This is a genomic window from Actinomadura madurae (assembly GCF_900115095.1).
GTDB classification, from domain to species: Bacteria; Actinomycetota; Actinomycetes; order Streptosporangiales; family Streptosporangiaceae; genus Spirillospora; species Spirillospora madurae.
In genome coordinates, this window is sequence record NZ_FOVH01000016.1 from 98,604 (window position 1) to 117,698 (window position 19,095).

Genomic DNA, 19,095 nt, shown 5'->3' on the forward strand with positions numbered 1-19,095 from the left:
CGGGCAGGACGGGCGGAATCAGCCCGAGTAGTACTCCACATAGTCCCGGTAGATCCAGCCCTTCGTGCTGGGCCAGTCCGTGTGGTACCACAGGTTACCGAAATTGTTTATGCACAGCTTGTCGATATGGATGAGCTTGCCGTCGTTGAACCTCGCGATGACGGGAGCCGACCCATAGTAGTTCGAATGCACCGGAGCGCTGTTGACGACGACTTCCACAATGAAGTTGCGGTCCGAACATGAAACCGCTGCCGCGCTGGGCGCAATGGTCAGGACGGGCATCGCCATCATCGCAGCAATCATCACGGACACGGCTCGCTTGCGCATTGTCTCTCCCTCGGTCGAGGTCACCGGCTCGAAATAGCCGCAGCGCAGGGGATTGCCGTAGCGGCCAGGGGATCTTTCGAGCGACTTGTGATCATGGTGATCTCTCGTTTATTCGATGTCAAGAGTCGACCGGCGCCCCTTTTTCTCGGCATCGGGCGGCCACCCTCTTGGCATGGGTCGCTTTCGCGTGAGGGGTGACAATCGACGCACATGCTCGACTTTGGGCGATCGACGGTCTAAGATCGTTTTGGGCAGTCCGAATCTGCGGATGAAACCGCCTCAATAAAGGTCCCCACCCGGCAGGCCCTCGTCGTTGTGGTTGGTGGCGCGGAGCGCGGTTGTGAGAGCACCGAGGTCGGTCTTGCCGGCGGTGTTGAGGGCGTCCGCCACCGCGGTCGCACCGCTCGGGAGGTGTGAGAGCAGACGCCGGTGCTTGGCGCGTAGTGTCTGCGGCCGGAAAGGCAGGCCGGGGTCGCCGCGCGCGGTGTCCATCCGCTTTTCGTGCACCTCGTCACCGGCGTATACGCGCACAATCGCGGGCGTGTTCGCTGGAAACAGCCTCTCCAGGTCCGGGTCGGCCCGCACGACTACACGGTCGGCGAGTTCGATGACCTGGGCGTCGTGCAGTGAACTCGCGGATATGGGCAGCAGGGCCGACGGGCCGCGCACGAGGCTCAGCGCCGCGCAGAACGGGAAGCTGTAGTGGGCCTCTTCGGTGGTCTGCGGGCGAACCACATTGCTCAGCGTCAGGCTGCGACCGAAGGTCAGGATCTCGATCTGCTCGACGGTGTCGATGCGGAGTTTCCGCCGCGCTCGGATCGCGCTGAGCCCATCGATGACCGGATGGATCCAGCGGCAGCAAGAATAGCGTTTGAAGTATGTACCGAGTATGGCCGCTTCATGGTCGACTCGTACCGCGCCGAGGCGCTCTGGCCGGAAATCGGGGTGTGCCTCAAGGAGGTAGGTGGGAGCCGGGATGCCCGCCCGGGCCAGCCGCGCCGCCGCCAGGCCGGCGGTGACTCCCCACGGAGTAGCCTCCTTCAGCCCGTCCACCCGCCGCGGATCCGGCGCGATCAGTTGCGGGGACAGCGACCCCGCGTGCGCGAGCGCGGCCGCGGCGGTCCCGGGATCGTCCCCCGCGATCCAGCAGCTCACCGCCGCGGCGGCGAAACCGGCCCAGCGCCCGGTGGCGAGCGTGGTCAGGGCCGAGGTGTCTCGCGCGGCGGCGATGCGGACGCCGGCTTCGTAGCCGGCGACGATGGCGTGCAGCACATCGACATCGGGCAGGCCCTGTGATTCGGCTTCCGCGATGACCGCGGGGACGACCGCCTCGCCCGGATGACCGGCGGCGGCGCGATGGCCGTCGTCGAGATCGTGCGCCGACACCGCGACGCTGTTGAGGAAGGCGGCCTGCAACGCCGGTGCGGGAACCGCGTCGAACCAGACCGTGGCGGTGGCGTCGCCCGCGCCGAACAGCTGGCCCGCCGCTGTCCTGGCCCGCTCGTACGCCGGGGTGAGGACGCCGGCGGCGGCGCAGGCGAGCGCATCCGACAGGCAACGGTGCGCCATCCGGCGGGCGGACGGTCCGGGTCGGCGCTCACGGGACGACATCAGTTCACGGGCGAAGCGTTCGAGTGCGAGCTCGCCGGTCATGCCGTGCCACCGCCGGTCGAGAACCTGTCCGGACTCAGGGTCGAGATATCCAGGCCCGGGGCGGACTCGCACGCCAGATCGCACAGCGTGCGGCCGACCGCCGGGCTGAGGCAGAAGCCGTGGCCGCTGAAACCCGCCGCGACGATGTAGCCGTCGATCCCGGCCGGTCGGCCGATGATCGGCAGGTGGTCCGGCGTCATGTCGAGGGTTCCCGACCACACGCGCAGCACGTTCATGCCGCCGAGCTCCGGGATCACCTCGCACGCCCGGGCGAGTGAGGTGATCTCCCCGGTCGTGACCTCCTGGTCGAAGGTGCCCAGCACATTGGAGACTCCGCCGATGTGCACCTGCCCGGCGCGGGCCTGCCGCATGTAGACCCCCAACTCGTGGGACGAGACGAAGGTGCCGAACAGCGGCGCCGCGGCCTGGGTGACGAGGATGGCGTTGCGCGCCGGTGTGAGCGGCAACTGGGGTCCGAGGTCAGCGGCCAGTTTCGAGGTCCAGGGCCCGGCGGCGTGGATCACCAGCGGGGTGGCGATGCGGAACGGCGCACCGTCGGCGGACCCACGGACGCCGACGACCCGGCGGCCCCGGGTCTCGATGCCCTCGGCCCGCGCTCCCCACCACATGACCGCCCCGGCACGGGCCGCGGCGCGGGTCATCGCCCACGTGGCGAGGATCGGGTTGGCGTGTCCGTCGCTCGCGCAGTACTTGGCGCCGGCGAACCGCGGGGACAGGTAAGGGGCCCGTCGCCGGAGGTCGCCTCGGTCCCAGATCTCCGTGTGCAGGCCGTCGGCCGCCTCCTCGACCGCCTCGGCGGCGAAGGTCTTCAGGCCGCTCTCCTTGAGCGCCAGCCGGAGGTTGCCGCCCCGGTGATACTCAAGGTCATCTCCGGTGTCCGCGGTGAACTTCGCCCACAGGTCGATGCTGCGCATCGCGAGGAGGCGCTCGACGCGGCTGCGGCATTGGGCCCGTACGCCGCCCGCGTTGCGCACCGACGCCTGCGCCGGCATGGGATCCCGTTCCAGCACGATCGGCTTGATCCCGGCCTGCGCCAGGTAGTACGCGGCGGCCGAGCCGATGACACCACCGCCGATCACCACTGCGGGCATCTGCTCCGGTGGGATCATTGCCCCGCCTCGGAGGCGAACGCGGACAGTGGCACCGGTTCCAGCGGAGTCCTGGCACGCAGTGGGGGTGGCTGTTCCGGCGGCGGACCGAGGTGCCGGGTGAGGCAGTCCTGGATCAGGGGAGCGCACACCCGCCCCTGACAGTTGCCCATGCCGCATCTGGTGAGCGATTTCACCGCCGTCACCGTTGTGGCGCCCGCGTTGATCACAGCGGACACCTCCCGTTCCGGCACGTTCTCGCAGCGGCACAGCGGGGTGTCGGGGCCGGCAAGGTCCGCAAGACCGGGACGTGACCGGAACAGCTCGCTGTAGTGCTTCTGGAACCGGCGTTCGCGGCGCAGCCGCACCCGTTGTGACCTGGTGAGGTCGGCCGTGGAGTAGGGCATGCCCAGCGCGTGGGCCGCCGCCGCGGCACCGGCGATCTCGCCTTCGACAAGAGCCAGGCCGGCACCGCCGACCCCGGCTCCGTCGCCCGCGGCGAACACGCCGGCCGCGTCGGTCGCCATGGTGTCGTCCCGTACTGGGACATGCCCGCCCAGCGCCGGCTGATAGGACAGAGACACGCCGAGTAGCTGCAACATTTCGGTGGCGGGCACGAGGCCGTGATGTATCGCAATGGTGTCGCAGTCCAGGTAGCGGTCTGTCCCCGGAATGGGCCGCCACTGGCGGTCGAGCCTGGCGATGGTCGCCCCGGTGACCTCGGTGCGGCCGTGTGCCCGGACGACGCCCCAGCCTGTGCGAACCCGGACGCCGTGCCGGGCCAGGGCCGCCACGCTGTGCACGCCCTCCCAGATCTTCGCCGGCTGGCGGACCATGGTCGCGGTGGTCGACAAGGGATGCCGCAGGGAGTGACCGCCGACGCGGGCGGCCTCCACGACGGCCACGACCTCGCCCCCCGCGCGGACCATCGCGGCGGCGACGACCAGCAGAAGCGGGCCGGAGCCGGCCAGCAGGATCCGCTTGCCCGGGACGATCCGGTGCTGCTTGTACAGGGCTTGAACGCCTCCCGCAGTGAGCACCCCCGGCAGCGTCCAGCCGGGGAACGCCGCGCACCTTTCCCGCGCCCCGGCGGCCACGACGATGCTGCGGGCCGACACCTGGGACAGTCGCCCGTCCGTGACCAGCTCCACGCGCCGAACCGTCGTCGTGTGCGGGTCCTCGCTCAGACCCCAGACGCCGGTGCCTGGCAGATAGCTGCTTCCGGCGTTCACGGCTGCCTCGTACAGCGCGGCCCCGCTTCGCTGCCGCCGGTCCGCGGATGCCGCCGCGGCCCCGGCCGGCTGCCGGTAGTACTGACCGCCCGGCCGCCGCTGACCGTCGATGCAGATCGTGGCGGCGCCCGCGGCCGCGGCGGCCGCGGCGGCGCCCAGCCCGGCCGGTCCGGCGCCGATGACCGCGACGTCGAAGCACGAGTCACGGCACGTACCGGTGGACGCATTGGTGATCACACCGCACCGCCATGGGTTTCGATGACCATGCCCGCCCGGACGGGCGTCAGGCAGGCGCGCACGTGGGGCTCCCCGTCCACCGTCAGCGTGCAGTCGAAGCAGACGCCGATGCCGCAGAACAGACCGCGGAGATCACCGCCGTTCGTACGCCGCCACGCGCGCACGGGCCGCCGCAGAAGAGTGGCGGCGACGGTGTCGCCGGTGCGGGCGCGGTGCACGTCTCCGTCTATGGTCACCGGTACGGTATCCGCGCTCATCCGCCCCACCGCAGCCCCGGCGTGCAGACTGGAGCGTCCCACAGCCCGGTCAGTTCGTCATCCAGCCGCAGCAGGGTGATCACGACCCCCGGCATGTCGAGAGCGGTGAGGTACGGCCCGACCAGGCGGCGGCTGATCCGGTGGCCCGCCCTGCCCAGCGCGCTCTCCAGCTCGGCATAGGCGAGGTACTGCTCGAGCAGGGGTGTCCCACCGAGACCCGACACGAACGCGAGCAGTTCGTCGCCCGGCGTCACCGGCAAGCAGTCCAGCAGGGTTCGCGCCGCCTCCTCGACGATCTTCCCGGCCGGGGCGATGGCGCTTCGCCGCATGCCGGGCTCGCCGTGAATGCCCACACCGATCTCGATCTCGTCGCCGCCGAGGTCGAGGAGACGCTCCCCGCCGGGCGGCGTGCAGGACCCGAGGGCGACACCGAAGCTCGCCGCCTGGTCCACCGCTCGCTGGGCGACCGCGGCGACCTCGTCGAGACGGCCGCCCGACTCCGCCTTGGCGCCGGCCATCTTCTCGGCCAGCACGGTCGCCCCCGTTCCGCGCGGACCGACCTCCGACGCCACGTCGCGGGTCGCCGCGTCGTCCATGACGATGACGGTCCGGACCGCCACTCCTCGCTCCGCCGCGCGCTCCGCGGCCATCGCGAAGTTCATGACGTCGCCGGTGTAGTTCTTGACCAGGTGCAGCACCCCCGCGCCGGAGTCCGCGGCGAGCGTCGCGTCGAGAATCTGGTGGACCGTGGGTGAGGCGAAGACGGGACCGGGCGCCACCGCCGTCAGCATCCCGGGGCCGACGAAACCGACATGCATCGGCTCATGGCCCGAGCCCCCGCCGGAGACCACGCCGACCCGTCCGGCGCCGGGGGCGGCGCGCACGACGATCCGGCGCGCCCGGTCCCACGTGATCATGTCCGGGTGAGCCAGGGCGAACCCGCTCAGCGCGTCGTCCACCGCGTCGGCCGGGTCATTGACCAGGTGCTTTGCGGCCGGGGGTTCGGGCACCGGCGCGGGCTCGGTCACCTTCCGCGCCGGCGGCGGGGAGTCTCCGCCGGCCAATGCCGCCACCTCGGTCGCGAGGACGGCGACCGCCGCCGCGCCGGGATCCACCGTGCCGATGCCGCGGTCTCCGACATATGCGGCGCGGCCGCGGCGGGCGGCGATTCCCGCCGTGGCGGCCGCCCCGGTCCGCGCCGCGGCGGCGGCCGCCTCGGCCAGCCTCGCGGGGCGGGTCTCACCGGCGCCGTACGCGCTGGTCACGGCGTCGACGGCGGGCACCAGGGCGTCGAGGAGCGTCTTGTCTCCGACGCGCGCCCCGCCGCGATCCGCGATGGCAGCCACGGCGGCATCGAGCGCGCCGGTCACCCCCTCGGCCGCTTCCCATGCCTCGCCCGCCCGCTGGAACGACGCCGCGAGCAGCGGGCCGCTGCTCGCGCCCATCGCGCGGCTGAGCTTCTCCGCCACGGCGCGCAGGAGCGCGCCTTCCGGCCGGGTGGCCAGTTCCTCCCATTCGTCGAGGACCGCGCCGAATCCCCGGGCCATGGTGGTGCCGAAGTCGCCGTCGCCTGCCGCGGCGTCGAGTTCATTCCACTCGTCCCGATACTTCAAGGCTGCTTCGGCCATGGTCCGGACGACTGTATGCACTGTGAATTCACGCACCGAGGTCTCCGAATCAGGTTGCGGACAGGGGCGTCTTGGCGGTTTCGGTGAGCGTCAGCGCGGAGATGAGGCTGACGACGGCCGCGACGATCAGGTAATAGCCCGGCGCGAAATGGTCGTCGGTGGTGGAGATCAGATATGCGGCGAGATACGGTGTCGTCCCGCCGAACAGAGCGGTGGAGACGTTGTAGCCGACGCTGAAACCGGCGTAGCGGACCCGGGTGGGGAACAGTTCCGTCAGGGTGGCCATCGCCGCGCCCTGGAACACCGCCAGCAGCACGGCGAGCACCAGGAGGCCTGCCATCGCCGCCCCCAGAGCACCCGTGTTCATCAGCACGAACATCGGATAGGTCAGCACCGCGAAGCCCAGGCTCGCCCCGGCGAGCACCGGCCTGCGGCCGATGCGGTCGGACACCACTCCCATGACGGGAATGAGCGCGACCTGGACCACCAGGGTCAGGATGACCGAGACGGACGCGGTGGTGGAGCTGAACCCCAGCTGGCCGGTGAAGTACGTTTGCGCGTAGACCAGCACGATGTAGAAACTGACGACCTGCACCAATGTGAGTCCGATGACGCGGATGATGCGTCGCCAGTAACCGCTGATGGCCTCGGTCAACGGCGCCTCGGAGGTCTCGCCTGCCTCTTTCAAGGCCAGGAAGTCCGGAGTGTCCTCCAGGCGCAGCCTTATGTAGAGGCCGATGACGCCGATAGGGCCGGCCAGCAGGAAGGGGACGCGCCATCCCCAGGACTCCATGGCGGATTCGGAGAGGGAGGAGTTGAGGATGAGCACCGTCACGGCGCTCAGCCCGATGCCCAGCCCCGACCCCGCCTGGAGCAGGCAGGTGACGAATCCCCGGCGGCCCGGCGGGGCGTACTCCGCGAGCAGGGACGCGCCACCGGGCACCTCTCCCCCGGCCGAGAAGCCCTGCAGCAGTCGCAGCGCGACGAGCAGGACGGGAGCGAGGATGCCGATCGTCGAATGGCCGGGGAGCAGCCCCACGGCGAACGTCGCGCCGGACATGAGCAGCACGACCGTCGCCAGGGTCCGCTGGCGGCCCATCCGGTCGCCCAGCGAGCCGAAGAAGAAGCCGCCGAGCGGCCGGACGGCGAACGCGATCGCGAAGACCGCGAAGCTGGCCAGCAGCGAGGCCGTGGGGTTGTCGGAGGGGAAGAAGACGCCACCGATGACGACGGCCAGATAGCCGTAGACCGTGTAGTCGAACCATTCCACGGCGTTTCCGATGGCGCCGCCGAATATCGCCTTGCGGAGCGCCGCCGGCTTCACTTCATTTCGGTCATGCTCATTTTCCATCTGCTGGACCATGACGTGATTCCCGTCTTGATGCTGTTCGTCATCCGGCGATTTCGATGATCAGGTTGGCGTAGGAGTCCCGCGACACCGAACACCCGGGCGGGACGACCACGGTCGCGTCCTGCTCTTCGACGATCAGCGGGCCCGACGTGCGTTCCGCGCCCACGGCCGACCTGGTCACCACGGGTGTGGGGAGCAGTCCCAGCGCGGGTCCGAAGTAGGCCCGGCGCCGGCCACGGGGGTCGGCGATCTGCGGTACCTGTGACAGCACCGGTGCGCGCGGCTCTTCCACGCTTGCGATGACGCGGAGGTTGAAGAATTCCGTCGGCACGTCCGGGCTGCGATGACCGTACGTGCGTTCATGCTCGCGGGCGAAGTCCTCCTCAAGGGCGGCCACATGCTCGTGGAGGGTCGGCCGCCGGGCGAATGGAACTGTTATCTCGTGCGCTTGGCCGATGTAGCGGACATCGGCGAGATACTGCAGCCGCTCTTCACCTGGTTGCGCGGTGCTCTCCCTGCCCATCGCGCGCATGGCGCGTTGCTCCAGTGCGGCGAAGGCGGCGTCGAGACGGTCGAGCGGCACGGCCGCGGTTGCGTGTATGAACGTCTGCACGAAATGGTGTTCGATGCCGGCCTCGAGCAGGCCGACGGCGGAAAGCACGCCGGTGCGCGGCGGCACGATGACCTGCCTTATGCCCATCTCCTGGGCGATCGCGGCCGCGTGCACCGCCCCGTTGCCCCCGAAGGCGAACAGCGCGAAATCGCGCGGGTCCCGGCCGCGGTTCGTTGACACCGACTTGATCGCCCGGATCATGCTCGCGTTGACCACGGTATGGATGCCGTACGCCGCTTGGTGCACAGAGAGCCCGAGCGGCCGCGCCACGTGCTCGTTCAGCACGTCCTCCGCGAGTTCCGGCCGCAAGGTGAGGTTGCCGCCGGCGAGCTGGCCCGGGTTGATGTAGCCGAGCACCACGTTCGCGTCCGTCACCGTCGGCGCGGACCCGCCGCGGCCATAGCAGGCGGGCCCGGGGACGGAGCCGGCGCTGCGCGGGCCGACCTTCAGGCTCCCGCTGCGGTCGACCGTGGCGATGCTGCCGCCGCCCGAGCCCACCTCGGCAATGTCGATCATGGGCAGTTTCAGCGCGTGCCCGGTGCCGGTGACGAACGGCGTCGCATGGTTCATGGACGCGCCCACCTCGTACTCGGTGGTCCGGCTGACCTCGGCGTCCTCGATCAAGGAGGCCTTCGCGGTCGTACCGCCCATGTCGAAGGCGATGAGCCGGGTCAGCCGGCTGCGGCCGCCCATCACCTGTGCAGCGATCACGCCCGCGGCGGGGCCGGACTCCACCATGTGGGCGGGCTTCTCGGCGGCGAGCGACGCCGACATCACCCCGCCGCTGGACTGCATGATCAGCAGCGGGGCGGGGACGCCGACGCCGTCCAGGCTGCGGCGCAGGGCAGTGAGGTAGTTCTTGACGATCGGTCCGACGAAGGCGTTCACGACCGTGGTGCTGGTCCGCTCGTACTCACGGATCTCCGGGAGCACGTCGACCGAGAGCGACAGGTACACATCGGGCAGGCGTTCGCGGATGATCTCGGCCGCGGCCCGTTCGTGGACCGGGTTCTTGTACGAGTGCAGCAGGCACACGGCGACGGAGCCGACCTGCATCATCGCGAGCTCGTCGGCGATGCGCCGCAGCGCCGCCACGTCCAGCGGCTCGATCACCGTCCCGTCGGCGGCGATCCGCTCCGTTATCTCGTAGCGCAGGCGCCGATCGACGATCGGCCGGGGCGGTCGGTGCGCGAGGTTGTAGAGCTGCGGAACCCGAAGCCGCCGCAGCTCCAGCACGTCTCTGAACCCATGGGTCGTGATCAGGGCGGTGCGGGCGCCCTGGTTCTCCAGCAGTGCGTTCGTGACCACCGTCGTCCCGTGGACGATGCCCGAGATCTCCTGCGCGGGTACGCCCGAGGTATCGAGCATCTGGTTCAGCCCGCTGATGATTCCCCGGCCGTATTCATCCGGAGTGGACAGCACCTTCGCCGTCGTGACGATGCCGTCGGGGCCGCTGAGAACCAGATCGGTGAATGTTCCGCCGATGTCGGCGCCGACTCGGTACGGGCCGGTGTTCGTTCCGGGCATCGTCATCACACCCCGTCCAGCTCGCCGGCGCCCTGCTGCCGTTCCGTACGCAGGCGAGCCCGCAGGTGCGCCGTGGCCTCCCCGTCCGCCTCCCCGGTCTCCTGATCGACGACGACTCCGTAGTCGGCGGACGCCTTCGCCGGGGTGATCTTGTCCTGCTGGACGTCGTGCTCAACGGCGGCGACATCCCGATCGAGGGGGTCGCCCCAGCCTCCGCCGCCTGCGAGGACCTGGACGACCACGTCGTCCTTTCGCAGGATCTGCTTGCTGACCAGCGTCGGCAGGACCATCTCGGCGCCGTCGCGGTGCAGGATGTTGACGGACGGGGTGCCGGGCGACCCTCCTTGCAGCCCGTACGGGAGATGCGTCCGCTTGTCCGAGCGAATCTCCATGGTGCCGGCCTGGGCGAGCATCCGGATGGAACGGACCTGGGAGAGGGCCCCACGATGCATACCCGCTCCGGCGGAGTCGGGGATGATGGCGTAACGCTCCACGCGCAGCGGGTGGTCGTGCTCGATGAGCTCGACCGGCGTGTTGGCGATGTTGGCGTACGAGTGCGGCATTCCCTCGACACCGTCCCCCCACGGTGCTCCCCCGCGCGCCCCCGCGAACGCGTCCGCGTAGATGAAGCGCTCGTCGCCCGGCGCGGCCTCGCCACCGATGCAGATGCAGGTGTTGCCGCCTTCTCCGTCCGCCGGCACGCGTTCGGGAACGGCCTGGGCGAGCGCCCCGAGCACGCAGTCCATGATCCGGGCCCCGGTGATGCCGCGCACCGCGCAGGCGGCGGGCAGTACGGGGCGGACGACCGTTCCCGCCTTGGTCAGCACGTGGATCGCCCGGAAGTACCCTGCCGCGTTGGGGACATCGGCGCTCAGCAGCGTACGGACGGCCCCACGCGCGGTGGATTCGGTGAACGCGATGGGCGAGTTGACTCCCGCCGCCACCTGCGGCGAGCTCCCGGTCAGGTCGATCGTGATCTCGTCACCCTCGATGGTGACCTCGGCCTTGATGACCACCGGCTCGTCGAGCACGGCGTCCCCGTCGATGTAGCTCGTGTGGGAGTAGACGCCGTCCGGCATCTCGCGGATGTCCGAGCGGGCGATGCGCTCGCTCAGGTCCAGCAGGCTGCGCGTGCACCGGCGGACGACATCGGGCCCGTAGCGCCCGGCCAGCACCTTGTACTCGCGCTCCCCCACGTTGACGGCCGCTATCTCGGCCCGGACGTCGCCGAGCACCTTGTACGGGATCCGCACGTTCGTCCGCAGGAAGTCGAAAACCGCCTCGTTCGCCTCGCCCCGCTCGTACAGCTTCATGGTGGGGATCATGAGCCCCTCCTGGAAGATCTCCGTGGCCCCCGTGCACTGGCTGCCGGGCACCGCGCCGCCGACATCGATCTGGTGAGCGACGGCGCCGACGAAGCCTTCGAGCCGGTCGGCGACGAAGACCGGCTTGATGATGAAGATGTCGGGCAGGTGGATACCGCCCGAGGAATAGGGATCGTTCATGATGTAGATGTCGCCGGGGTGGATGCACCCGCTGAACTTGGTCAGCACCGACTTCACCGCGGCGGGAAACGAACCCAGATGGCAGACCAAGGTGAGGCCCTGGGCGATCATCTCGCCCGTGACGTCACAGAAAGCGGTGGAGAAATCCAGGACGTCGCGGACGATTCCCGAATAGGCGGTGTGCGACACGGTCAGCGCCATCTGGTCGGCCAGCGAATCGAGTCCGCTGCGCACGACCTCGAGTGTGATCGGATCGATTTCGGACGCATCTGCCGCGTTGATGACGCCTGCCGCGGACGGTGACTTGACGGACAAGATCGGTCACTCCTCGCTGTTGTCGCAGGTAGCTGATGCGGAGTAGCATGCCCGCCCAATCCAGCATCTGTCGATGACAGATTCGAGCACGTGACGATCGCGAGATGAGATGGAACTGCGGCAGCTCGAATACTTGGTGACCATCCTCAACGAGGGTTCTTTTACGAAAGCGGCGTCCCGGCTGCACATCGCGCAGTCCGCCGTCTCCCACCACGTCTCCAAGCTCGAACGAGACATGGGCGTTCAGTTGCTCCGGCGGGAGCGACCCAAGATCCTTCCCACACCGGCGGGCGAATTGTTCGCCGCGCGGGCGGTCAAAATCCTCGCCGAAGTGGCCGCGGCACGGGACGAACTGTCCAGCCTTCGGGGCCACACCGTCGGAGAGGTGACCTTCGGCTCGACCCTGCCCACCGCGTCACTCGACCTGCCCGGGATCTTGGCCGGCTTCCGTCGCCGCTACCCGGGCGTACGTGTGTCAGGCTGCGCGAGGGGACCAGGCAGGAACTGGTCTCCATGGTCCAGCAGGACACCATCGACCTCGCCGTGGTGTCGATCGACCCACTCCAGCTCCCCCACGGGACCACCGGCGTGGTCGTCGACCACGACCACCTCGTCCTCGCCGGGCCGCCGGGGCATCCCTTCGAGCACTACGACACCGCACCGGCCCATGCCCTCGACGGCATGGACCTCATCAGCTTCCGCAAAGGCGCCGGACTGCGCGATGCCGCCGATACCGTCCTGCGAGAAGCCAGTGTGGTGCCCAACATCGTCATCGAGTCCAACGAGGTATCGGTCCTGCTCGGCCTGATCGCCCATGGCCTCGGGCTCGGCATCATCCCCCGGGGCTTCGTCGCTCTCGCCTTCCAGCCCATCTGGAGCATCCCGTTCGACCCGCCGATAAGGCCGCCGCTGTCCCTGATCTGGCGTGAAAGCCGACACCTCGCACCGGCCGCCGCCGCCTTCCTTCACCACATCAGAACGTCGACACCAGAATGAGCAGGCTCCAAAGGAGCGGCAGGCCACACAGATCGAGCGACAGGCCACCCATCACCCGACCGACACCACGCCTAGACCCGCTGGATCAGCGTTCCCGTCCCGAGGCCGCCGCCGCAGCACATGGTCACCAGGCCCATCTCCCCGTCGGAGCGCTCCATCTCGTGCAGCAGGGTGGTGATCAGCCGAGCACCGGTCGAGCCGAGCGGGTGGCCGAGCGCTATCGCGCCGCCGTTCACGTTGACCCTGTCCATGTCGGGTCCGATCTCGCGCCGCCAGGCCGCGACGACCGAGGCGAACGCCTCGTTGATCTCGATCAGGTCGATGTCGTCGATCTTCATTCCGTTGCGGTCGAGCAGCTTGCGCGTGGCCGGGATCGGGCCGGTCAGCATGGTCACCGGGTCGGTCCCGACAGTGGTGATGTCGTAGATCCGCGCACGCGGCCTCAGCCCGAGGGCCTCGGCCTTCTCACGGGTCATCAAGAGCACCGCGGCGGCGCCGTCGGAGACCTGCGAGGAGTTCCCGGCGGTGATCCTGCCGTCTTCCCGGAACGCGGGCCGCAGCCGCGCCAGTCCTTCGAGGGTCGTCTCGCGAAGGCCCTGATCGGTGACGTGGGTGTGGCCGCCGACCCGGTAGGGGATCATCTCGCGCGCGAAGCGGCCCTCGTCGGTCGCCCGCCGCGCCAGTCGCTGCGAGCGCAGCCCGATCTCGTCCAGCTCGGGCCGGGGGATTCCCCACCCGTCGGCGATCATTTCGGCCGCGAGGCCCTGCGAGACCAGGTCGTGGCGTTCGAGCAGCTCGGACGAGTAGGGCGAGCCGTGCTCGGCCACGACCTCGCCCGCCACGGCGAACGAGTTCCTGCCCATGTGCTCGACCCCGCCGCCGATCGCCGCGTCGTGGGCGCCGGAGGCGATGAGGGTGGCCGCGAAGTTCACCGCCTGCTGGGCCGAGCCGCACTGGCGGTCGACCGTGGTCGCCGGGACCTCCTCGGGCAGGCCGGCCTCCAGCCAGGCGTTGCGGCCGATGTTCATCGTCTGGGTGCCGAACTGCTGGACGCAGCCCGCGATCACATCGCCGACCTCCATCGGGTCGATCCCGGTCCGCGAGATCAGTTCCGCGTAGGTCCTGGCGAGGAGGTTGGACGGGTGGAGATCCTTGTAGTAGCCCTTCTCGGGGTGTCCGCGTCCGATCGGTGTGCGGACCGCCTCCACGATCACGACCTCGCGGCCGCCGAGCTTCCCTTTCCCGTTCCGCATCTCGCTCTCCGTCCGTTGCCTGTCATGGATCGTCTGAGGATTGGTCCGGCGGGCATCGCCGTGCTCGGTTGGGACGTGATCAGCCGCTGAACCGCGGCGCCGGCGCCGGCTCGGTGCGGCCGTCGCGCTCGCGGAAGACCCCTCGGGCACGGTTGTGAGCGTCCGCCGGCGCTTCGCGCAGAGAGAGGACCGGCGAGACGCAGCAGTCACCGTCAGCGAAGAAGGCGGCCCACTCGTCGCGGGTGCGGGTGGCGAAGGTTTCGGTCAGCCGGGCCCGGATCGTCGGCCAGTTCCCGGGGTCGAGGTGCCGGCCGGCAGGCGCCACCTCGCCCTGCAGGCCGAGCCTCTCGACGAGAGCGGCGTAGAAGGCCGGCTCAAGCGCCCCCACCGCGACGAAGAGGCCGTCGGCGCAGGTGTAGGTGTCGTAGAAGGGCGCGCCGCCGTCGAGCAGGTTGACGCCGGCCCGGTCGGCCCAGCCGCCTTCGGCGAGGAAGTCGTGGATCACCGTGCCGAGCAGCGCCGTACCGTCGAGGATCGCCGCGTCGACCACCTGGCCGCGGCCGTCGCGACGGGCGGCGAAGACGGCGGCGACCAGTCCGAGGGCGAGCAGCATCCCGCCGCCGCCGAAGTCGCCGAGCAGGTTCAGCGGGGGAACCGGCCGCTCGCCCTCGCGCCCGATCGCATGCAGGACGCCGCTGACCGCGAGGAAGTTGATGTCGTGGCCGGCGGTGGCGCTGTAGGGGCCCTCCTGGCCCCAACCGGTCATCCGCCCGTAGACGAGCGCCGGGTTGCGGGCCAGGCACTCGGCCGGGCCGAGCCCGAGCCGCTCCGCGGTCCCGGGGCGGTAGCCCTCGATCAGGGCGTCGGACCCGGCGACGAGCTCGAGCACCTCGGCCACGCCGGCGGCGCTCTTGAGGTCGATCTCCAGCGTGCGTTTGCCGCGGCCGAAAGCCTTCACGCGCCCCCAGGCGGCGGGATGCCCGCCGGGCCGGTCGATCCGTACGACCTCGGCTCCCAGATCGGCGAGCACCATCGCGCCGAACGGGCCGGGGCCGATGCCGGCGAGTTCGACCACTCGCACACCTGCGAGCGGACCTTCCATCACTGGCGTTGTCCCATCCGCTGAGCAGCGTCGAGGCCGCGGGTCTCCCGTCCGATCGCGCCGTTCACCACGGCCTCACGCAACGCGGCCTTGGAGAACTTCCCCGTGGCGGTCTTGGGGATTTCGTCGATCAGCAGCACCTGTTCGGGGACCCACCACCTGGCGACTCGTCCTCGCAGGTACTCCTGGACGTCGTGCTCGGACAGGGAGGCGCCCGGCACGGTGACGACACAGGCGAGGGGACGCTCGTCCCATTTCTCGTCGGGCACCGCGATGACGGCGGCCTCGATGACGTCGGGATGACTCATGATCTCGTTCTCGAGCTCGACCGAGGAGATCCACTCGCCGCCCGACTTGACGAGGTCCTTGGTGCGGTCGACGATGCGGAGCTGCCCGTCGGGGGCGATGGTGGCGACGTCGCCGGTGCGCAGCCAGCCGTCCTCGGTGAAGGACCCGGCCGCCCGCTCTCCGGATCGCCCGTAGTAGGCGGCGGCGACCGTGGCGCCGGCGACCTGCAGTTCGCCCGCGGATCTGCCGTCCCAGGGCAGCGCCCTGCCCTTGTCGTCCACCACGCGCAGCCGGACCAGCGGCAGCGCGACCCCCGGGCGCGCCAGTGCCTCCGGTTCGCGGTCGCGGTCGCGGGCTGCGCGGTCGGACACATAGGCACTCGTCGCGACCGGGCTGGTCTCGGTCATCCCCCACCCGTTGCGCAGCGGCTGACCGATCGCCTCGTCGTACGCACGGGAGAGCGACAGCGGTACCGCGCCGCCGCCGCACACGATGTGACGCAGACTCGACAGGTCGTGCCCGTCGAGATGCGGGAGCGCTCCACGCCAGACCGTCGTCACCGCCGCGGTGAACGTCACACGATGGCGTTCGATCTGTTTCACCAGTTCGGCCGGCGCGGTCGCGGTGCCGGGCATGACCAACTCCGCGCCGCACATGAGCGCCGCGTAGGGAAGGCCCCACGCGTTGACGTGGAACATCGGCACCACCGGCAGGATGACGTCGGACTCGCTGAGCGCGAACGCGTCGGCGGTCTGCAGCATCAACGCGTGCAAGAGGATCGACCGGTGGTCGTAGAGGACCCCCTTTGGCAGACCGGTCGTGCCGGAGGTGTAGCAGAGGGCGGCAGCGGTTCGTTCGTCGTGGACGGGAAACCCGTCATCGGTGACGGGCACCGCTTCGGCGAGCAACCGCTCGTAGTCGCGGACGCGCGGGTCGTCCGGGATCTCCGCGGGGTCGCCGTCGTCCATGACCACGACGAAGCGGACCGTGCGGAACGACTCGACGAGCGGCCAGACGACCGGCAGCAGGGACCGATCGACGAACAGGACGTCGTCCGCCGCGTCGTCGACGATGAAGGCGAGCTGCTCGCTGAACAACCGGTGGTTGATCGTGTGCAGAATCCGGCCCGTGGACGGAACCGCGACGTACAGTTCGAGGTGACGCTGGGTGTTCCAGCCGAAAGTGCCGACGCGTGCGCCGGCCGGCACGCCGAGGGCATCGAGAACAGCGGCAAGGCGACGTACGCGATGCGCGATCTCCCCGAAGGTCGCCTCGAGAACCCTTCCGGTCTGCGTGGTCACCACCCGCTTGCCGCGGAACCGGACCTCCATCCGCTCCAACAGGTCTGAGAGGACCAGTGGACGGTCCTGCATCATGCCTGGTTGCATCATCCCTCCTTCTCTGGATACCGACCGGACGTCACAGAGCGGCCGATCCGGTGTGCGCCCGGGCCGCTCGCGTTTCGTCACGAGTGCAGGACCGTGTCCAGCCAGTCGTAGATCACCGAGGACGCGTAGCGCATGACATCGACCTGGTTGTGCAACTCGCCGCCGCGCCGGGCCGTGAAGACGTGGTGGGCGTGCGGGGCAGTGAGATGCTGGACGAGCTGCGCCGGCTGCCCGCCGAGGGCCATGTCCTCGTCGGCCTCCAGGACCAGGACGGGACACGTGATCTGTTCCGCGACACCGTCCCGGACGTTGAAGTCGCAGATCCGCCTCAGCAGCATGCGCGGGGACTCGGTGCCCATCACCCAGCTTCCGTGGTCGAAGAACCAGCGGGCCGTGCCGCTCTCCGAGATCCGCCGCTGGATGTATTCGTCCAGTTCCACGTCGGACTCGGCGCCGAGCCGGTCGAGGAGAACCTCCCGCGGGTCGGGGAGCTCTCCGAGGACGAAGTCCAGCGCGACGGTGCTCATGTCGTAGACGCCGTCCCAGGCGACCACGGCGGCCAGACGCCGCTCGAACGCCGCCGCGCGAGGGGCGAGTGCGCCTCCCATGCTGATCCCGATCAGCGCGATGCGCTCGGCGTCCACCTCGTCGCGGGTCTCGAGGTAGTCGACGACCGGACCGACGACGTGCTCCCAGTCGGGACGGAACGTCAGGCCCTGGGACCGGATGACCTGCCCCTGGCCGGGCCCCTCGAAGGCGAGAACGTGGTAGCCCCGGTCGTGGCCGGCTCTTCCACCGAACGAGTAGATCTCTTCGGCGGTGCCGTCGAATCCGTTGTGGATGACCACCGTCGGCTTGGGGGTGGACGATTCGCCGGCGGCGCGGAAGAAGTAGGCCGGCAAATGTCCAGTGCCGTAGGGGATCTCCACTGTCTCGATCTCGGGATCGTGCAGTCTTGCGGCGCGGTGGAAGCTTTCGACCGACATCTTCGACGTGCGATGAATCCGCGGATCTCCCGGGGATCCATGGAGGAAGAACTCCGCCGTCCGGTAATAGTTCGCACAACGCAGGTACGCATCACGCGCCGAAACCTTGTGCTGGGACTCGGTTCCGGCAGTGCGATCGAACAGCCACTGCGCGGTGTCGAACCACTCGTCGTGCCAGCTGTCGTAGTCGCCGTCGACTATCCGTGCCGCGGTGGCCAGACACTCACCGATCTCTGCCGCGCCGTAGGAAGTCTGACCCATTGTCCGCATGAACTCGAACTCGAACTGCGTGTCTTTCTTGAAGAAGTGAGCCATGTCGCCACCTTCGTGATCCAGTCGGCCGGCAGAGCGCTGCCCCGGACGTCGGATCCAGACCCAGCACACGAGACGGTACCGTACCGTCTCGCCCGCAAGGTAGCGCGAGCCCGCTCGCCACGTCCAGTCCCCGCCACGCGCTGCGAATGCTCACGGGCCGGCACCGACCGTCGCCGACCGGGGCGGCGGAGCGCATCGGGGTGGTACATCACCGCGCGAGTGCCTGGTAGGTTCCTAGGCGTGAGCAAGCGATCATCTACTCCTGCCTCCAGACGGTCGAGCTCCAACCTCAGCCCCGAATTGACGGTCGCCATCACCGAGGCGGTACTCAGCGAACTCGCCGAGGTGGGCTTCGGGCAGCTGTCCATGGACGGAGTCGCCCGAAGGGCGAGAGCGGGCAAGAGCGCGCTCTACCGGCGCTGGCCCTCCAAGCAGGAAATGGTCCTGGACGCGGTCTCAAGTGTCAGCGTTCCCATAGCGGACGTGCGGACTTCGCACGATCTGCGGACCGTCGTGACGTTGCTGGTCGAGTCGGTCGACAACTGGCTGAGCGATGACATGAATCGGCGAATCCTGCCCGACCTCCTGGCCGAGGCGCTGCGCAATCCGGACCTCGGCGAAGCGTTGACAACGCGCATCGGCCTGATCCGCCGGACTCACTATCGCAGGGTGCTGGAGGAACGGATCAGTACCGGGGAAGTGGACGCCGACGCTGACATCGAGTACGCCCTCGATCTGCTGGCAGGTCCCCTTTTCTGGAGAGTGTGCGGCCGCCGGCAGAGCTCGTCGCCGGCGCTGCGCGAAAACGTCGTCCAATCTGTTCTTGACGTTCTGCGCGGGGCGACCCGATAGCTCGGGCCTGACCGCGCCGGGCCCGGCTTGAAAGCCGGGCCCTTCCCTCCCTGAAGTCCATCTCGGAGAGAACGCCGGATCCGTCCGGAGTGTGCCCATCCACCTGCCGTCGCGGGTGCCGGACGATCGCCCGGTACCGCGACGCGCGGCCCACCTCCGCG

15 protein-coding genes and 1 pseudogene are annotated in these 19,095 nt (G+C 69.5%); 3 read left to right on the plus strand and 13 right to left on the minus strand.

Annotated features, from left to right (window positions below; all coding sequences use genetic code 11):
- Nucleotides 1-18: 18 nt before the first annotated feature.
- The 9 genes from BM339_RS35545 to BM339_RS35590 form a co-directional block, all read right to left on the minus strand.
- The gene (locus BM339_RS35545) at nucleotides 19-327 is read right to left on the minus strand and encodes an SH3 domain-containing protein (RefSeq protein WP_021592018.1); all 309 of its coding nucleotides are present in this window, start codon (nucleotides 325-327) and stop codon (nucleotides 19-21) included.
- 279 nt (nucleotides 328-606) lie between these two features.
- Nucleotides 607-1,980, minus strand: a complete 1,374-nt coding sequence (locus BM339_RS35550; protein ID WP_075023734.1) for an MmgE/PrpD family protein — start codon at nucleotides 1,978-1,980, stop codon at nucleotides 607-609.
- Entirely contained in the window at nucleotides 1,977-3,110 is a 1,134-nt protein-coding gene (locus BM339_RS35555; RefSeq protein ID WP_177287858.1) for an NAD(P)/FAD-dependent oxidoreductase, read from the minus strand. Before BM339_RS35555 ends, BM339_RS35550 begins: the two co-directional genes overlap by 4 nt.
- Nucleotides 3,107-4,558, minus strand: a complete 1,452-nt coding sequence (locus tag BM339_RS35560) for an FAD/NAD(P)-dependent oxidoreductase (RefSeq protein WP_083598338.1) — start codon at nucleotides 4,556-4,558, stop codon at nucleotides 3,107-3,109. Before BM339_RS35560 ends, BM339_RS35555 begins: the two co-directional genes overlap by 4 nt.
- Nucleotides 4,555-4,794: a (2Fe-2S)-binding protein gene (locus BM339_RS35565; protein WP_033329715.1), complete on the minus strand. Its 240-nt coding sequence runs from the start codon at nucleotides 4,792-4,794 to the stop codon at nucleotides 4,555-4,557. Before BM339_RS35565 ends, BM339_RS35560 begins: the two co-directional genes overlap by 4 nt.
- 17 nt (nucleotides 4,795-4,811) lie before the next feature.
- Nucleotides 4,812-6,443, minus strand: coding sequence for a dihydroxyacetone kinase subunit DhaK (locus tag BM339_RS48130; RefSeq protein ID WP_083598339.1), 1,632 nt, complete (start codon nucleotides 6,441-6,443; stop codon nucleotides 4,812-4,814).
- A gap of 49 nt (nucleotides 6,444-6,492) precedes the next feature.
- Nucleotides 6,493-7,794, minus strand: a complete 1,302-nt coding sequence (locus BM339_RS35580; RefSeq protein ID WP_075023795.1) for an MFS transporter — start codon at nucleotides 7,792-7,794, stop codon at nucleotides 6,493-6,495.
- Nucleotides 7,795-7,834: 40 nt separating this feature from the next.
- Complete coding sequence (locus BM339_RS35585; RefSeq protein ID WP_075023796.1) at nucleotides 7,835-9,934, minus strand: hydantoinase/oxoprolinase family protein; 2,100 nt, start codon at nucleotides 9,932-9,934, stop codon at nucleotides 7,835-7,837.
- Between the two features lie 5 nt (nucleotides 9,935-9,939).
- The gene (locus BM339_RS35590) at nucleotides 9,940-11,754 is read right to left on the minus strand and encodes a hydantoinase B/oxoprolinase family protein (RefSeq protein WP_256255629.1); all 1,815 of its coding nucleotides are present in this window, start codon (nucleotides 11,752-11,754) and stop codon (nucleotides 9,940-9,942) included.
- A gap of 109 nt (nucleotides 11,755-11,863) precedes the next feature.
- Between BM339_RS35590 and BM339_RS52765 the strand changes: the two are divergent.
- Nucleotides 11,864-12,037 (plus strand): annotated as a pseudogene (locus BM339_RS52765) (LysR family transcriptional regulator); the annotation flags it as partial.
- A 197-nt stretch (nucleotides 12,038-12,234) separates the two neighbouring features.
- Nucleotides 12,235-12,750 (plus strand): LysR family transcriptional regulator substrate-binding protein, encoded by a 516-nt coding sequence (locus tag BM339_RS51920; RefSeq protein ID WP_256255640.1) that lies wholly within the window; start codon nucleotides 12,235-12,237, stop codon nucleotides 12,748-12,750.
- A 71-nt stretch (nucleotides 12,751-12,821) separates the two neighbouring features.
- On the opposite strand, the gene BM339_RS35605 is transcribed toward BM339_RS51920, so the two are convergent.
- From BM339_RS35605 to BM339_RS35620, 4 genes are all read right to left on the minus strand, one after another.
- Nucleotides 12,822-14,003, minus strand: coding sequence for a thiolase family protein (locus BM339_RS35605; protein WP_075023737.1), 1,182 nt, complete (start codon nucleotides 14,001-14,003; stop codon nucleotides 12,822-12,824).
- Nucleotides 14,004-14,082: 79 nt separating this feature from the next.
- Nucleotides 14,083-15,105, minus strand: coding sequence for a CaiB/BaiF CoA transferase family protein (locus BM339_RS35610; protein WP_075023738.1), 1,023 nt, complete (start codon nucleotides 15,103-15,105; stop codon nucleotides 14,083-14,085).
- Nucleotides 15,105-16,781 carry a long-chain fatty acid--CoA ligase gene (locus BM339_RS35615; RefSeq protein WP_218163840.1) on the minus strand — a complete coding sequence of 559 codons (1,677 nt, stop codon included), beginning with the start codon at nucleotides 16,779-16,781 and terminating at the stop codon, nucleotides 15,105-15,107. Before BM339_RS35615 ends, BM339_RS35610 begins: the two co-directional genes overlap by 1 nt.
- 77 nt (nucleotides 16,782-16,858) lie before the next feature.
- Nucleotides 16,859-18,082 carry an alpha/beta hydrolase gene (locus tag BM339_RS35620; protein WP_075023739.1) on the minus strand — a complete coding sequence of 408 codons (1,224 nt, stop codon included), beginning with the start codon at nucleotides 18,080-18,082 and terminating at the stop codon, nucleotides 16,859-16,861.
- Nucleotides 18,083-18,322: 240 nt separating this feature from the next.
- Between BM339_RS35620 and BM339_RS35625 the strand changes: the two genes are divergently transcribed.
- The gene (locus tag BM339_RS35625) at nucleotides 18,323-18,934 is read left to right on the plus strand and encodes a TetR/AcrR family transcriptional regulator (protein WP_033329711.1); all 612 of its coding nucleotides are present in this window, start codon (nucleotides 18,323-18,325) and stop codon (nucleotides 18,932-18,934) included.
- The last annotated feature ends 161 nt before the right edge of the window (nucleotides 18,935-19,095 follow it).

Excerpts from the sequence above, each read along its gene's own strand:
- BM339_RS35545 (WP_021592018.1), bottom strand. The coding sequence starts at position 327 with ATGCGCAAGCGAGCCGTGTCCGTGATGATTGCTGCGATGATGGCGATG.
- BM339_RS35550 (WP_075023734.1), bottom strand. The coding sequence starts at position 1,980 with ATGACCGGCGAGCTCGCACTCGAACGCTTCGCCCGTGAACTGATGTCG.
- BM339_RS35555 (WP_177287858.1), bottom strand. The coding sequence starts at position 3,110 with ATGATCCCACCGGAGCAGATGCCCGCAGTGGTGATCGGCGGTGGTGTC.
- BM339_RS48130 (WP_083598339.1), bottom strand. The coding sequence starts at position 6,443 with ATGGCCGAAGCAGCCTTGAAGTATCGGGACGAGTGGAATGAACTCGAC.
- BM339_RS35580 (WP_075023795.1), bottom strand. The coding sequence starts at position 7,794 with ATGGAAAATGAGCATGACCGAAATGAAGTGAAGCCGGCGGCGCTCCGC.
- BM339_RS35585 (WP_075023796.1), bottom strand. The coding sequence starts at position 9,934 with ATGCCCGGAACGAACACCGGCCCGTACCGAGTCGGCGCCGACATCGGC.
- BM339_RS35605 (WP_075023737.1), bottom strand. The coding sequence starts at position 14,003 with ATGCGGAACGGGAAAGGGAAGCTCGGCGGCCGCGAGGTCGTGATCGTG.
- BM339_RS35610 (WP_075023738.1), bottom strand. The coding sequence starts at position 15,105 with ATGGAAGGTCCGCTCGCAGGTGTGCGAGTGGTCGAACTCGCCGGCATC.
- BM339_RS35615 (WP_218163840.1), bottom strand. The coding sequence starts at position 16,781 with ATGCAACCAGGCATGATGCAGGACCGTCCACTGGTCCTCTCAGACCTG.
- BM339_RS35620 (WP_075023739.1), bottom strand. The coding sequence starts at position 18,082 with ATGGCTCACTTCTTCAAGAAAGACACGCAGTTCGAGTTCGAGTTCATG.